Below are 14,872 nucleotides of genomic sequence, written 5' to 3' on the forward strand. Positions count from 1 at the left end.
CGGTTCGACGGGGCGTGTGTTCACGAAGGACGCGAACTACACGAGCGGCCAGTGGAGCGAGGGCTGGGCGGAGGTCCCCGGCAACGCCGCCGGCGTCACCGCCCTCACCGCATCCGTCACCGCCAAGTAGCAGGAACCAGCTCCGGACAGCCCGGTCGCGCCTACCGCATGGACGGTTGGCGCGGCCGGGCCGTCCCCGTCGCCCCTACGGGTCGATAGGCGGCCGCCACCCTCAGCAGCCAGGCGATCTCCTCGCGCGGGGTCCGGCCGCCGGAGCTGCGGTCGAGCGTGGCAGGGAGCGCGGGCGCCGGGAGGCCCCGGGCCCGCTGCTGCACCGCGAGGCGAAGCCAGCGGGCCTCCGTGGCTGCCGGGTCCTCGTCCGTGCCGGCGTCCGCAGCGGGGGAATCCGGCGCCGTGGTGGGGGTGTCGTCGCGCAGGGCGAGTGCCGCGTCGCGGATGGCGAAGGCGCGGTGGGCGACGTCGAGGGAGCGGTCGCCGGGAGTGAACAGGTCGCGGACGCGGCCCGTCGGAGTGCCCAGGACCACGTGCGGCACTGCCGTCACCAGGTCGGCCCACAGCGGGTGGAGGCGCCACAGCGCGTACTGGTCACGGACGTAGCGGATCAGCGTGTGCGTCGGCGGTACGGAAACGCCCAGGACCAGCAGGACGATGGACACGGCCGGAAGCAGTTCGCAGATCGGGTCCGTGAGGGGGACGGGATTGCCGTCCGCGTCGAAGGTCGTGGAGTCGCCTTCCCGCAGGATGAAGTAGACCCGGTACACGGTGTAGAGAAGCCCGTTGGCTGTGGCGGCGGCCAGGCAGGTGACCCCGGCCCGCAGCGGTCCCGGGGGGACGTTGCGGCGGTTGGACCAGAAGAGGAGGGCCGCCTGCGTGGTCGACACCGCGTACACGGTGTAGAAGACGGCGAGGTAGGCCTGGACGCCGGGGTGGCCGTAGTGGGCGTCGATGCCGTACGCGCCGCTGTAGTCGTGCGGGAGGCAGAAGACGAAGAGCACGGTCAGGGTGACCATGGCGGTGACCGCGAAGACGAGCCTCAGGCGTGAGGCGCGCTCCTGATGGGGCCGCTTGTGGATGGCGTGGACGTAGTCGAGCAGGAACGAAGCCGCCATGACCCCGGCGAGGTGCTTGATCAGCAGCGTCACGTCCCCGATGCCGGTGACCGTCTCCAGGGCGTGCGCGATGCTCGGAGGGCGGGTGGTGAGTCCGACCGCGCCCGATACGAACGTGGCCCACAGGGCACGGTTCGCCCGTGTGCTGAAGGCGGACGGCGCCCGCCAGATCACCACGCCCCAGGCCAGGAGCGGCATCAGCCATTCGAACAGCGGGCGCATCAGCGCTTCCTCCATCTTCGGGTACGTATGGGGTGCAGCAGGCTCTCGGCCAGGCGGCCGGAGGCCGGATCGGCTGTGGGAGCGGTCCCGCAGAGATCTGCGAGCAGCAGCGCGATCATTTCCGCCTCCTGTTCCTCGACGGTGTCGTAGCTGGTCCGCCCGGCGCCCATCGCCTGGGCGATCATCTCCGGAGTCAGATCGGGCATCAGCGCGGCCAGGTGGGACAGTTCGAAGACCCCGGTATGGCCGCACAGAACGTGTCCGAGCTCGTGGAGCTTGATGAGGTCCTGGTGCGCCGGGCTGGTGTGCTGTTCGTAGAAGACGACATCGACGCTCGGCAGCGCGATCCACATGCCGCACGGCGCATCACGGCCGAGTTCGGGCAGCGGTTCCATGACGATGGGCCGTCCGCGCTGCTGCTCCAACGAGGCACGGAAGCCGTCGACGGTGAAGGGGCTGGGAAGATCCAGGCCCGCGAGGACGGCCTCGCAGCGCTTGCGCAGGCCCCGGGGGAGCGGCATGACTGAGGAAACGTTCCTTCTGTGAAGGGGTGAGCTTGAGGAGATGAGCCTGAAGGGGCGGGCTTGCAGAGACGAGGGGGAGGACCTTGCAGCGGGCGCGGTACGTCTCACGCGCCGCCGGTCGGGTCCTGTTGCCGCTCGCTCGTCGCGGCGTTCTCCTCGAGCTGCTTGAGCTTGTCGGCGAGGGCCACGAGCATGTGGAGGCTGCCGTCGGAGAGGCCGGAGGCCCGCTGAACGAGGCTGACCACCTCGGAGTTGCCCAGGGCCTGCCGCAAGCCGCCGATCTTCTCCAGCCGGTCGAGTTGTTCGTCCACCACGGCGGCCTTGGCGTCGTCCACGAAATAGCTCGCACCGGCCTGGATGCCGAAACCGCGCCCCAGCCAGTCGAGGGTGTCCACCGTCGGATTGGGGACCTGCCCCTTCTGGTTCACGCCGTGGTGGAGGTTGCGGATCGTGTCCTTGGAGATGACGTCGCGGCCCGCCAGCCGGTTGATGCGGTCGGTCAGTTCGCGGTACGTCGGGGCCCGCCCGCCCGCCTTCGTCGCCTCCCGGCCGATCAGCCTGTCCAGACGGTCGGCGATCTTCCGGGCACGCTCCGCAGGGCGACCGGGCTCACCTGCGGCACCATGGACGCCGAGCCCCACTGACATCACCACTACCTCCGATCAGGATCTCCCCACCGTACCGTCGGCAGACGCGGCGCTGCTCCCGCCCTTGGGCGCCGAGTCGCCGCCGCGCGCACCGGGGGCAGTGCGTGCCGGGCGCGTCCCGGACGCGGCGCGGGTGCGACCTCACCTCACGCGGTGCCGGCGGGGGCCTGGTCCGCGGCCATCGCGTCACGCAGGCTCTTCGGTCGCAGGTCGGTCCAGTTCGCCTCGACGTGTTCCAGGCACTGCCGGCGGCTCTCCTCGCCGAACACGATGCGCCAGCCGGCGGGGATCTCGGCGAACGACGGCCACAGCGAGTGCTGTTCCTCGTCGTTCACCAGGACGTAGAACCGGCCGTCAGCGTCGTCGAACGGGTTGTTGCTCATGAATCCACTCCAATTCAAGCCGTTCACGCCTCGATCCCCGGCCGGGTGTCGAAGCGTGATCCCTGAGCGGGGACAGCGACAACACATTGCCCTGAATCCTTGCTGCTCCGCACCGGGTTCGCGGGAATGGGGCCGGTGTTCCCGCCGTCCTGCGCGCGGGGCCCGCATGCCGGGCCCTCCCGCGGATGCCGTCGACGGCGGGGGTGCGGGGGTCAGTGACCGACGGGCAGGCCGGTCGGTTCCTTGATGCGTTTCATGATGATCTGCGAGTTGACCTCGGTGATGCCGGTCAGGGCCGTCAGCTTCTCGATCCACAGCCGCTCGTACGCGCGCAGGTCGGCGACGGCGATCCGCAGCAGGCAGCCCGGGCTGCCGAAGAGGCGGTAGGCCTCGATGACGTCGGGAATGTCCTGGAGGGCCGCCTCGAAGGCCTCGACCGCCTCCCGGTCGCGGCGCACCTCCACCGAGACGAGCACCTCGAAGCCGCGGTCCACCGCCTCGGGGGAGATCACGGCGCGGTAGCCCTGGATCACCCCGTCCTGCTCCAGCTGACGCACCCGGCGCATGCAGGGGGAGGGGGTCAGTCCCACCCGCTGGGCGAGTTCCTGGTTGCTGAGGCGGCCGTCGGCCTGGAGCTCACGCAATATTTCTCGGTCAATGGCGTCCATGACGCAATTATCACCCGGCGAATATGAACAGGTCTGGTGGAAAACGCAATCACATTGCGCATAGATCGCTCTATCATTGCTGCTTTGAGTACATATGTACGAGTGATACGAGTGAAGGGTGGCCCCGGCCCATGGGACGGATCGTCGTGATCAGCACCGGCGGGACGATAGCCAGCCGCTGGCAGGGTTCCGGCTTCGCAGCGGACGCCGACGGGAACGAGGTGATCGCCACCGCGCCGCTCCCCGAGGACGTCACCGTCGAGCTGGTCGACCTGTTCAGCGTGAACAGCCCGCGACTCACCACCGCGCACCAGCTCACCCTGCTGCGCACCGTGCACGAGGTGCTCGCCGACCCCGGCGTGGACGGCATCGTCGTCACCCACGGCACCGACACCCTGGAGGAGTCCGCCTTCCTCCTCGACCTCCACCACCACGACCCGCGCTCCGTGGTCTTCACCGGCGCCCAGCGCCCCATGGGCACCGCCGACGGGGATGGCCCGGAGAACCTCTACGACGCCCTGCTCACCGCCGCGAACACGCGCGGGCTCGGCGTGCTGATCGCCTTCGCCGGGCGGGTGCACGCCGCCCGCGGCACCGTGAAGACGCAGGCCGTGGCTCTGGACGCGTTCGCCGACCCCTCGAAGGAACTCTTCGGGAAGATCGGCTTCGGCAAGGTCACCATCCTGCGCACGCCCCAGCGCCCGGCGCCCCTCCCGCTGCCCGCGATGCCGGAGCTCCCGCCGCGCGTGGACGTGGTGGTGCACCACGCCGACGGCGACCCCGTCCTGCTGAACGCCGCCGTCGAGGCCGGCGCGCGCGGCATCGTCCTCGTCGGGACCGGCGCGGGCAACGCCACCCCGGAGATCGTGGAGGCCGTCCGGTCCGCCGTCGGACGCGGGGTGCTGGTCGCGCTGAGCACCCGGGTCATGGCCGGACCGGTCACCGAGATCTACACGCACGGAGGCGCCGTGGACCTCGTCGCCGCCGGAGCGATCCCGACCGGAACCCTGCGCGCCGGGCAGGCCCGTATCGCGGTCCTGTCCGCGCTGCTCGCCACGGAGAACAAGGTCGAGCAGGCCCGCATCCTGCGCGAGGCGCTGGGCGCCCCCGGCTCGGTGCTCGTCGGGGCGTAACGCTCCGGGCGGCGTGCGCGACCGTTAGGATCCGGGCAACGGTCGCTACGCTGCGGGGAGTTGCATGGAGCCCGGGACCATCGGCATCCGGCTGGCCTCGGCGGCCGTCGGACCCCTCGTCAAGAGGCTGTTCGTCAGTGAGGGCGGCGGGGCGGGCCTCGTCGACAGGCCGATCCGGATCTCGGGCCACGTCTCCTTCAGGGGAGAGAAGCGCTCGCTCACCGAGGCCGATCTCGGGACGCTGGCCGCCAAGCTGGTGAAACAGGCCCTGCGCACCGGCGAGCGCCCGATCGCCGCGGACGAACAGCAGGCCGTCACCGACGCCCTCGCGCAGACCCTGCGGGGCCTCGGCGAGCTGACGATGACCGACCTGGACGCCGTCCGGCTCGGCTCCGCGGCCTTCGCCCGCGAGCTGCGCGCCGTGAGCGGCCGCCCCGAGCGGGAACTCGGCGACGACGCCACGTACTTCCACGAGCGCCTCGTCGACGCGGCCTGCCTGCACATCCTGCAGTTCTTCACGCAGCGCTCGACGTTCGTGGCCCACGCGCTGGTGGAACAGACCCGCGGAACGGCCGAACTGACGGCCAAGGTCGACGAACTCATCCGCCGCGATCCGCTGCCGGGCGCGCAGGACGTCGCGTTCGAGCAGCAGTACCTGCCGTACGTGGCCAGGAAGCACAGCAAGCTGACCATCTACGGGATCGACCTCAGCAACTCCCCGACCCGGTGGCCGCTGGACGCGGCGTACCTGAGCCTGGAAGCGACGCCGCTGTCGGGGCACCGCCGCCCGGCTGCGGCGGCTGAACGCAACGTGCAACCCCGGGACACGTCGGCCGTCGTCCCGGTCGGCGTCGAGGCAGCCCACCTCGTTCCCTTCCGGGGAGAGACCAGTGCGCTGGATGCGGCACTCGTACTCGGGTTCGCGGTGGCCGTGCACAAGCTGCGCGCGCCGCGACCCGCCGACCAGGCCCTGGCCGACAGGTCCCGCGTCCTCCTGCGCGGTGAGGCCGGCTCCGGCAAGACCACCCTCGTGCAGTGGCTGGCCGTCACCGCCGCCCGCCAGGACCTCACCCCGCAGATGGAGTACCTCTACGACCGCATCCCCTTCGTCCTGCCGCTGCGCACGCTCACGCGCCACGGCGAACGGCTGCCCGGGCCCCAGGACTCCTGGCCGCCGCAGGCTGCCCGCTCGGAGCGGCCCAGCCCGACGGCTGGGCGCACCGCGTCCTGGCGGCGGGGCGGGGCCTCGTCCTCATCGACGGCATCGACGAGGTTCCCGACGCCGAACGCGAGCGGGCCCGCGGCTGGCTGCGCGACCTCATGTACACCTACGGCGGTGACAACCTCTGGCTCGTCACCTCGCGCCCCTCCGCCGTGGGGGCGGACTGGCTCGCCGAGGAGGACTTCGCCGAGCTGACCCTCTCCGCCATGGGCCTGGCGGAAACCGCCACCTTCATCAGGCGGTGGCACGACGCGGCCCGCGACGGCGCGGACGAGGACACGGACCTGCGCACCTACGAGGCCCAGCTCCTCGCCGCCGTGCGGACCAAACCCGACCTCGGCCTCCTGGCCACCAACCCCCTGATGTGCGGACTGATCTGCGCCCTCCACCGGGACCGGCACGGCTACCTCCCGCACGGCCGCAAGGACCTCTACGAGGCGGCGCTCTCCATGCTGCTGAGCCGCCGCGACCGGGAGCGGGACATGAAGGGCCCGGAGCTGCGGGACGAGCCGCAGCTCGACCTGCTCCAGCGCCTCGCGTACTGGCTGATCAAGAACGGCCGCGCGGAGATGGACCGCTCCCGCGCCGAGGACATCATCGCCCGGGCGCTGGCCTCGGTCCCGGAGGCCGCCTCGCTGGGCGACGCGCACCAGGTCTTCGAGCACTTCCTCCAGCGCAGCGGGCTCCTGAGGGAACCCGCCCCCGACACGGTGGTCTTCGTCCACCGCACCTTCCAGGACTTCCTCGGCGCCCGGGCCGCGGTGGAGGAGGGGGACTTCGGCCTGCTCACCGACCACGCCGGCGACGACCAGTGGGAGGACGTCATCCGGATGGCGGTCGCCCTCGCCCGGCCCGGCGAGCGCACCACCATGTTCCGCGACCTGCTGGCCCTCGGCGACCGGTCACCGGACAAGCGCGCCCGGGCCCGCATCTACCTGCTCGCCGCCGCGTGCCTGGAACACGCCACCACCCTCGACCCCGAGGTGCGCGCGGCCGTGGAAGAGCGCACCGCCACCCTCCTGCCGCCCGCGAACGAGCAGGAGGCACGGGCACTCGCGCAGGTCGGGCCGCTGGTCCTCGGCCTCCTCCCCGGTCCCGAGGAGCTCGACGACGGGGAGGCGTACCACGTGGTGATCGCGGCCTCGCACGTCAAGTCCGCCGCCGCCGTGTCCTTCCTCGCGCAGTTCGCCACGCACCGCTCCCTCCCGGTCCGTTCCCAGCTCCTCTGGGCCTGGTCACGGTTCCCGTCCGCCGACTACGCCGAGGAGGTCGTCGCGCGGCTCGACCCCACGGGTCTCCTCCACACCATCCGCTCCGACGAACAGCTGCACCAGCTGGAGCGCCTGGGGCTGTGGCGGGACCGCCTGGACGTGCGGACCGGAGTGTCCCCGCAGGCCCTGGCCGCGTACGTCGGCCGGTCCGGCATCACGGAGATGCTGATCGCGCACGACTCGGTGTCCGACCTGGACTTCCTGAAGGGGCAGAGCGCCCTGGCGTACCTCGAGGTCGGCCGCTGCCCGGAGCTGACGGACCTGTCCGCGATCGGCGGGCTGCCGATCAGCCGTCTGGGCATCTCGGACGTGCGGGCGGACCTCGACCTGAGCCCTGTCGCCCGGCTCGCGGAACTGGAGTCCTTCGCCGTCCAGGGCCCTGCCGGTTCCGGCTGGTCCGTGCGGGCCCTGCCCGTCGACGCCCCGCTGCGCTCGCTGGTGGTGTCGGGCGAGATCCGTCCCGCGCACGGGCTCACCGGGCTCGGCGGGCTGCCCCGGCTCGAAAGGCTGGTGCTCAACGCGGCGTCCAGTCCGCGCTCGGAGGCGGACTGGCAGGAGATCCGCGCCATGGACTTCCTGCTCGACCTCGGGGTGGCGGCCTCGTCGCTGGAGTCCCTCCCGGCCGACACGGTCCTTCCGGACCTGCGCATCCTGATCCTCGACGCCGCCTCCGGCGAAAGGGTCGTGCAGGCCGCGATCCGGCGGCTGCCCGCGGCGTTCCCCCGCCTGAGCGAGTGCCGGTTCATCGGCGACCTCAGGGCGGAGGACGACATCGACGTCGCGCTCCTCGCCGGACTGCCCGAACTGCGGGAGGTCTACGTCGCGGCGGGCCGCCACCGCATCCGCGGCGCCGAGCTGCTGGCCCCGTCCGTGCGACTGCGCTGCGAGTGACCGGACGGCGCCCCGTGGGCGCCGTCCCGCCGTGTCGGTCCCCGAAGCCGCGTCAGCTTCCGAAGCCGCGTCAGCTTCCGAACGCCGCCAGGATCTCGTCCGCCGCCGACGTCGGCGTCACCATACCTGCGCGGACCGATGCTTCGAGAGCGGGCGCGAGCTCCCGTACGGCCGGGTTCGCCCGCAGCCGCTCCAGCAGTTCGTCGCGGACCATCGACCAGGTCCACTCCACCTGCTGCGCCGCCCGCTTCGCCGCCAGCCGGCCCCCCGCGTCCAGCAGGGTCCGGTGCTGCTCCAGCCGGTTCCACACCTCGTCCAGCCCGCTCGACTCCCGCGCACTGCAGGTCAGGACCGGCGGCGTCCAGGCCGCGTCCACCGGGTGCATCAGCCGCAGCGCCCCCGACAGCTCCCGGGCCGCCGCCTTCGCGTCGCGCTCGTGGGGGCCGTCCGCCTTGTTCACCGCCAGGACGTCGGCCAGCTCCAGGACACCCTTCTTGATGCCCTGCAGCTGGTCGCCCGTACGGGCCAGGGAGAGCAGCAGGAAGGAGTCGACCATCCCCGCCACCGTGGTCTCCGACTGGCCCACGCCGACCGTCTCGACGAGGACCACGTCGTAGCCCGCCGCCTCCATGACGATCATCGACTCGCGGGTGGCCTTGGCGACCCCGCCCAGCGTGCCCGCCGAGGGGGACGGGCGCACGAACGCCGCCGGATCCACCGACAGCCGCTCCATCCGGGTCTTGTCACCCAGGATGGAGCCGCCCGTGCGCGTCGACGACGGGTCCACCGCCAGCACCGCCACCCGGTGGCCGAGTCCCGTCAGCATCGTGCCGAACGCGTCGATGAAGGTGGACTTGCCCACCCCCGGCACACCGCTGATGCCGATCCGCCGGGCCCGGCCCGCGTGCGGCAGCAGCTCCGTCAACAGGCCCTGCGCCAGCAGCCGGTGAGCCGGCAGGGTGGACTCGACGAGGGTGATCGCACGCGCGATGAACGCGCGCTTCCCGTCGAGCACCCCCTTGGCGTAGGCCTCGATGTCGATCTTCGGCACCGGCGGCCGCCTACAGCTCGTGGCCCAGGTCCGCGGCCAGCCGCGTCACCAGGTCATGAGCGGCGTCCGGGATCACCGTGCCCGGCGGGAACACCGCCGTCGCCCCCATCTCCAGCAGCGTCGGGACATCGGCCGGCGGGATCACCCCACCCACGACGATCATGATGTCCTCGCGGCCCTCCTCCGCCAGCTGCTCGCGCAGCGCCGGTACGAGGGTCAGGTGGCCGGCCGCCAGCGACGAGACGCCCACCACGTGGACGTCCGCCTCGACGGCCTGACGGGCCACCTCCGCCGGGGTCTGGAACAGCGGGCCGACGTCCACGTCGAAGCCCAGGTCGGCGAAGGCGGTCGCGATCACCTTCTGGCCGCGGTCGTGCCCGTCCTGGCCCATCTTGGCCACCAGGATGCGCGGACGACGGCCCTCCGCCTCCTCGAAGCGGTCGACCAGCGCACGGGTGCGCTCCACGGACGGGGACTCGCCTGCTTCGTTGCGGTACACACCGGCGATCGTACGGATCTGGCTGGAGTGCCGCCCGTACACCTTCTCCAGTGCGTCCGAGATCTCACCCACGGTGGCCTTGGCGCGCGCCGCGTCCACCGCCAGGGCCAGCAGGTTGCCGTCGCCGCGCTCGGCCGCGTTCGTCAGCGCCCGCAGGGTGTCCTGCGTGACCGCCTCGTCGCGCTCCTCGCGCAGCCGCCGCAGCTTGGCGATCTGCTGGGAACGCACCGAGGAGTTGTCGACCTTCAGGACGTCGATCGCCTCGTCGTTCTCCACGCGGTACTTGTTGACGCCGATCACCGGCTGCCGGCCCGAGTCGATCCGCGCCTGCGTGCGCGCCGCGGCCTCCTCCACGCGCAGCTTCGGGATGCCCGCGTCGATGGCCTGCGCCATACCGCCCGCCGCCTCGACCTCCTCGATGTGCTGCCACGCGCGGCGCGCCAGGTCGTACGTCAGCTTCTCGACGTACGCGCTGCCGCCCCACGGGTCGATCGACCGGCAGGTCCCCGACTCCTGCTGCAGCAGCAGCTGGGTGTTGCGGGCGATGCGCGCCGAGAAGTCCGTCGGCAGCGCCAGCGCCTCGTCGAGGGCGTTGGTGTGCAGCGACTGGGTGTGGCCCTGGGTCGCGGCCATCGCCTCGATGCACGTGCGCGTCACGTTGTTGAAGACGTCCTGCGCGGTCAGCGACCAGCCGGAGGTCTGCGAATGCGTACGCAGGGACAGCGACTTGGCGTTCTTCGGGTCGAACTGCTTGACCAGGCGCGCCCACAGCAGGCGGGCGGCGCGCAGCTTGGCGACCTCCATGAAGAAGTTCATGCCGATCGCCCAGAAGAACGACAGGCGCGGCGCGAACGCGTCCACGTCCAGCCCCACCGCCTGGCCCGCCCGCAGGTACTCCACGCCGTCGGCGAGGGTGTACGCCAGCTCCAGGTCGGCCGTGGCCCCGGCCTCCTGGATGTGGTAGCCGGAGATGGAGATCGAGTTGTACCGCGGCATCTTCTGCGAGGTGAAGGAGAAGATGTCGGAGATGATCCGCATCGAGGGCTTGGGCGGGTAGATGTAGGTGTTGCGGACCATGAACTCCTTGAGGATGTCGTTCTGGATGGTCCCTGCGAGCTTGTCGGGGGAGACGCCCTGCTCCTCCGCCGCCACGATGTAGAGCGCGAGGACCGGCAGCACCGCACCGTTCATCGTCATCGACACCGACATCTTGTCCAGCGGGATCCCGTCGAACAGCTGGCGCATGTCGTAGATCGAGTCGATCGCCACGCCCGCCATGCCGACGTCGCCCGTCACCCGGGGGTGGTCGCTGTCGTAGCCGCGGTGCGTCGGCAGGTCGAAGGCCACCGACAGGCCCTTCTGGCCGGACGCCAGATTGCGCCGGTAGAAGGCGTTCGACTCCTCGGCCGTGGAGAAGCCGGCGTACTGCCGGATCGTCCAGGGCTGGTTGACGTACATCGTCGGGTACGGGCCGCGCAGGTACGGGGCCACGCCCGGGTACGTCCGCAGGAAGTCCAGGCCCTCCAGGTCACGCCCGGTGTAGAGCGGCTTGACGCCGATGCCCTCGGGCGTCTCCCACAGCAGGTCGGCGGCCGCGGTGCCGGTGGACTCCTTCACAGAGGTGCGCCACTGCTCCTCGGACACCGCGGCGACGGAGGTGGGGTCGAGCGCCAGCTCGGAGAAATCGGGGATGCTCAAGACGGCACTCCCATCCGGTCGAGTACGGAGGACAGCACGGCGACGGCGTCACAGCCGGCGAAGACGTACTCGTCCACGGAAGCCTCAGCGGTGCCCGGCCTGCCGGCGAGGAAGACGGTCGTGGCGCCCGCCGCGCGCAGCGCCCCGGACACCGCCGCGGCCTGCTCCTCGTACAGCGCGTCGCTGGAGCAGAGCACGGCCATGCCGTCCGCCCCGCTCGCGGCGTAGGCCTCGGCGGCCGTCGCCGGATCCACCGACACCGGATCGTGCACGGGTTCGATGCCGCCCGCCTGGAACAGGTTCGAGGCGAAGGTGGCGCGCGCGGTGTGCGCGGCCGCCGGGCCGAGCGCGGCGAGGAAGATCCTCGGCCGGGCGCCGGTCGCCGCCAGGTGCGCGTCGCTGCGGGCGCGCAGGGCCTCGTAGGCCTCGTCGCGCCGGACGCGGGGCAGTCCGCCGGAGGGTGCGGCGGGCGCGGGCTCGCGCACGACCGGCTTCTCCGAGAGCAGCGGGAACTCGCTGACGCCGGTGATCGGCTCGCGGCGCCGGGCCAGCTTCTTGGAGCGCTCGGCCCAGGTGGCGGCGAGCCGCTCGGCGACCAGCCCGGAGCGCAGGGCGGCGGCCTGGCCGCCGGCCTTCTCCAGGGTCCGGAAGAACTCCCAGGCGGCGTGGGCGAGTTCGTCGGTGAGGCGCTCGACGTAGTACGAGCCGCCGGCCGGGTCGATCACCCGGGCCAGGTGCGACTCCTCCAGCAGGATGGTGGAGGTGTTGCGGGAGATCCGGCGCGCGAAGGCGTCGGGCAGGCCCAGCTCGTTGTCGAAGGGGAGCACGGTCACCGAGTCCGCGCCGCCCACACCCGCGGCCATGCAGGCCACGGTGGTGCGCAGCATGTTCACCCAGGGATCGCGGCGGGTCATCATCACCGGCGAGGTCACCGCGTGCTGGAGCTGGGCACCCGCCTCCGGGGCCCCCGAGGCCTCGGCGATACGGGCCCACAGCCGGCGCGCGGCGCGCAGCTTGGCGATGGTGAGGAACTGGTCCGCGGTGGCGGCGTAGCGGAACTCCAGCTGTCCGAGCGCCGCTTCGATGCCGAGGCCCCCCTCGGTCAGCGCGCGCAGGTAGGCGACACCGGTGGCCAGGGACAGGCCCAGCTCCTCGGCGGCGCTGCCACCGGCCTCGTGGTACGGCAGCGCGTCCACGGTCAGGGTGCGCACCCCGGGCCAGCCGGCGGCGGCCTCCCGGGCCAGCTCGACGGCGTCGGCCGCGTCCAGCGCCTCACCCGTCCGGGCCTCGTGGCCCAGCGGGTCGGCGCCCAGCGAGGCCCGGGCGGCCTCGGGGGCCACCGCGCTCTCGGTGAACAGGCGCAGCAAGGCGCGGGCCGCTTCCGCGTATTGGGCTCCGGCGTCCAGGGCGATGGGGGCGAGGTCCAGATAGACCCCGTCCAGCGCCCGGGCGAGGCCCTCGACCGGGAGACCGTCCCGGCCCACGGTGAGCCAGAGCGAGGTGACCCCGTTCTCCAGGTCGGCGAGCGCCGCCTCGTTCAGGCGCACCGGATCGGTGCCCGCGAGGCGCTGGCGCACGTCCCAGCCGTTCGCGGTGGTGCCTTCCGGCCTGCCCCCGCGGACGAACGGGGCGAAGCCGGGGAAACCGGTGTCGGAAGCCGTCCCTTCGGGCGGCGCGGTGTACAGCGGGCGGGTGGTGAGCCCGTCTTCGAGTGGGGTGGACAACGCTTCTTCAGCGGCCTCGCCGGAGGCTTCCTTGCCCGACTTGCGCAGTACGCCCTCTACAAGGCGCTGCCACTGCTCATGCGTCGCGTCAGGGAACTCGGCGGCCAGGGAGAGCCCGTCGTCAGGCAGGACCGTCATGGCTCGAATGTAGGGGAGGGCGCTCAGGTGGCACCATACCGACGGGTGTGATCTCGCACTCTCATGACATGTGATAAGGATCTTGGAATACCCGGCTGAGCAGCACCGTTGCCGCCGCCTCGGGGAGCACGGCCGGTCCGGCGTGGGGTCCCACGATCCGCTCCGGATCGTCGCAGACGTGCGAGAGCTCCAGCGCGGCGGCCCTGATCTCCTCCAGATATCCCTCGTGCAGGACGCTCGCCAGCTCGGTCACGACCATGACCGCCGGATTGAAGACATCCAACAGAAGGGCCGCCGCGCGGCCCACCGCGCGGGCGCGCTCGCGCAGCAGCCGGTCGGCGCGCGGGTCGCCGAAGGCGGCCGCGTCCACCAGCAGGTCGACCGAAGGGTCCGGCACGATGCCCCGGCGCACGGCCTCGGCGCCGAGCGCGGTGTCCGACGCGGTCGCCTCCAGGCAGCCGGTACGCCCGCACGCGCACGGGGTGCCCGACCGCGGCACCGGCAGGTGGGCCACGTCGCCGGCCGCCGCGCCCGGACCCTGGTGCACGGTCCCCTCGATCCCGAAGGCGGCGTCGACGACCCGGCCGATGAACAGGTGCACCAGACTCCGGCGGGCCTCGGGCCGGCCGAAGAGGATCTCGGCCCGCGCGACGGCCCGGGCGTGGTTGTCCACCCGGACCGGCAGCCCGAGGGCGGCGGACAGCTCGGCGGCGAGCGGCTTGCGGCTCCACCCCAGCGCGGGGTGCCGTACGACGACCCCCTCGTCGGGATCGATCCACCCGCCGAGGGCCGCGCCGACGCCCAGGAGCGGGCGCCCGGTGTCGAACTCGGCCAGGAAGCAGCCGAGTTCGGAGGCGATCAGGCCGAGGAGGCCGGCCGCGGGACGCCCCTCGTGGGGGAAGGCGCGGCGGGCGAGCAGCTGCCCCCGGAGGTCGACGAGACTGAAGGTCGAATGGGGCACCCCGATGTGCAGCCCGGCGGCGACCGGCCCGCCGACGGCCCCGGTGTGCAGGTCCAGCGGGATCCGTGGCCGCCCCACCCCACCGCCGGGCCCGGGCAGCTCGCGCAGCAGCCCGCCGCGGAGCAGCCCGGTGGTCTGCCGGGACACGGCGGCGGGACTCAGCCCGCACAGCGGGGCGATCCCGCTGCGTGCGACCGGCCCGTGGTCGAGCACCGTCCGCAGCACGGTGGCGGCATTGGCGGAGGTCCGGCTGTCACCGGCCATACGCGTCACGCGGTCTCCTCGGGGGCTGGGTGTGTCCCCCGATCATGCCGGGTCCCCCGCGGCGGCCCCGTACCCCGGCGAACGCATGGCGGCCGCGTTGCGGGGGCGTGAAATCCGGCCACGGTTTTCGGCCGCCGGGAGGGGGTGGCGGGCGGTCCGGGGTGCGGGTGAAAGCCCAGGTCGCCGGGGGTGTGCGGGGTGGGCCGGGGGGCCGGGCGCGGGAGCGTTCGGTGGCTGCGGACGGGGGTTGACCGGGGGCCGGAGCCGCTGACACGCTCCGGGACATGTCCGCGAACGCATTCCTCGCCCCGCGGCTCCACACCACCGGCCTCTGTACCGAGCCGGGAGAGTGTCCGGGCCGCTGTCCGGCCCCCGGCCGCGCCTGACCGTGACCGCCTGACCGCGACCGTCCCTCGGGTCCCCCGGGGCACCCCCAGGGGTGGTGC

The 14,872-nt window shown here is 72.5% G+C and carries 10 protein-coding genes and 1 pseudogene; 2 read left to right on the forward strand and 9 right to left on the reverse strand.

What is annotated here, in order from left to right; genetic code table 11:
* Positions 1 to 161: 161 nt before the first annotated feature.
* From ACWGE1_RS34195 to ACWGE1_RS34215, 5 genes are all read right to left on the reverse strand, one after another.
* Positions 162 to 1,352, reverse strand: a complete 1,191-nt coding sequence (locus tag ACWGE1_RS34195) for an MAB_1171c family putative transporter (RefSeq protein ID WP_453424347.1) — start codon at positions 1,350 to 1,352, stop codon at positions 162 to 164.
* Entirely contained in the window at positions 1,352 to 1,873 is a 522-nt protein-coding gene (locus tag ACWGE1_RS34200) for a hypothetical protein (RefSeq protein ID WP_453424348.1), read from the reverse strand. Before ACWGE1_RS34200 ends, ACWGE1_RS34195 begins: the two co-directional genes overlap by 1 nt.
* A gap of 107 nt (positions 1,874 to 1,980) precedes the next feature.
* Positions 1,981 to 2,523 carry a hypothetical protein gene (locus ACWGE1_RS34205; RefSeq protein ID WP_453424349.1) on the reverse strand — a complete coding sequence of 181 codons (543 nt, stop codon included), beginning with the start codon at positions 2,521 to 2,523 and terminating at the stop codon, positions 1,981 to 1,983.
* Between the two features lie 146 nt (positions 2,524 to 2,669).
* Entirely contained in the window at positions 2,670 to 2,906 is a 237-nt protein-coding gene (locus tag ACWGE1_RS34210) for an MbtH family protein (protein WP_453424350.1), read from the reverse strand.
* Positions 2,907 to 3,118: 212 nt separating this feature from the next.
* Positions 3,119 to 3,574, reverse strand: a complete 456-nt coding sequence (locus ACWGE1_RS34215; protein WP_453424351.1) for an Lrp/AsnC family transcriptional regulator — start codon at positions 3,572 to 3,574, stop codon at positions 3,119 to 3,121.
* Positions 3,575 to 3,705: 131 nt separating this feature from the next.
* Between ACWGE1_RS34215 and ACWGE1_RS34220 the strand changes: the two genes are divergently transcribed.
* Together ACWGE1_RS34220 and ACWGE1_RS34225 are read left to right on the forward strand one after the other, a co-directional pair.
* Positions 3,706 to 4,707 (forward strand): asparaginase, encoded by a 1,002-nt coding sequence (locus tag ACWGE1_RS34220; RefSeq protein WP_453424352.1) that lies wholly within the window; start codon positions 3,706 to 3,708, stop codon positions 4,705 to 4,707.
* Between the two features lie 64 nt (positions 4,708 to 4,771).
* A pseudogene (locus tag ACWGE1_RS34225) lies at positions 4,772 to 8,091 on the forward strand (NACHT domain-containing protein).
* Positions 8,092 to 8,161: 70 nt separating this feature from the next.
* Here the strand turns inward: ACWGE1_RS34225 and meaB are convergent.
* The 4 genes from meaB to ACWGE1_RS34245 form a co-directional block, all read right to left on the reverse strand.
* Positions 8,162 to 9,142 (reverse strand): methylmalonyl Co-A mutase-associated GTPase MeaB, encoded by a 981-nt coding sequence (meaB, locus tag ACWGE1_RS34230; protein ID WP_453424353.1) that lies wholly within the window; start codon positions 9,140 to 9,142, stop codon positions 8,162 to 8,164.
* A 10-nt stretch (positions 9,143 to 9,152) separates the two neighbouring features.
* Positions 9,153 to 11,339 carry a methylmalonyl-CoA mutase gene (gene scpA / locus ACWGE1_RS34235; RefSeq protein ID WP_453424354.1) on the reverse strand — a complete coding sequence of 729 codons (2,187 nt, stop codon included), beginning with the start codon at positions 11,337 to 11,339 and terminating at the stop codon, positions 9,153 to 9,155.
* Positions 11,336 to 13,201 (reverse strand): methylmalonyl-CoA mutase family protein, encoded by a 1,866-nt coding sequence (locus ACWGE1_RS34240; RefSeq protein WP_453424355.1) that lies wholly within the window; start codon positions 13,199 to 13,201, stop codon positions 11,336 to 11,338. Before ACWGE1_RS34240 ends, scpA begins: the two co-directional genes overlap by 4 nt.
* Before the next feature lie 61 nt (positions 13,202 to 13,262).
* The gene (locus ACWGE1_RS34245) at positions 13,263 to 14,426 is read right to left on the reverse strand and encodes an ROK family protein (protein WP_453424356.1); all 1,164 of its coding nucleotides are present in this window, start codon (positions 14,424 to 14,426) and stop codon (positions 13,263 to 13,265) included.
* Between the last annotated feature and the right edge of the window lie 446 nt (positions 14,427 to 14,872).

Source organism: Streptomyces sp. NPDC054932, assembly GCF_053610205.1.

Coding starts and splice junctions, on each gene's coding strand:
- ACWGE1_RS34210 (WP_453424350.1), bottom strand. CDS start 2,906: ATGAGCAACAACCCGTTCGACGACGCTGACGGCCGGTTCTACGTCCTG.
- ACWGE1_RS34215 (WP_453424351.1), bottom strand. CDS start 3,574: ATGGACGCCATTGACCGAGAAATATTGCGTGAGCTCCAGGCCGACGGC.
- ACWGE1_RS34245 (WP_453424356.1), bottom strand. CDS start 14,426: ATGGCCGGTGACAGCCGGACCTCCGCCAATGCCGCCACCGTGCTGCGG.
- ACWGE1_RS34240 (WP_453424355.1), bottom strand. CDS start 13,201: ATGACGGTCCTGCCTGACGACGGGCTCTCCCTGGCCGCCGAGTTCCCT.
- ACWGE1_RS34220 (WP_453424352.1), top strand. CDS start 3,706: ATGGGACGGATCGTCGTGATCAGCACCGGCGGGACGATAGCCAGCCGC.
- ACWGE1_RS34195 (WP_453424347.1), bottom strand. CDS start 1,352: ATGCGCCCGCTGTTCGAATGGCTGATGCCGCTCCTGGCCTGGGGCGTG.
- ACWGE1_RS34200 (WP_453424348.1), bottom strand. CDS start 1,873: ATGCCGCTCCCCCGGGGCCTGCGCAAGCGCTGCGAGGCCGTCCTCGCG.
- ACWGE1_RS34205 (WP_453424349.1), bottom strand. CDS start 2,523: ATGTCAGTGGGGCTCGGCGTCCATGGTGCCGCAGGTGAGCCCGGTCGC.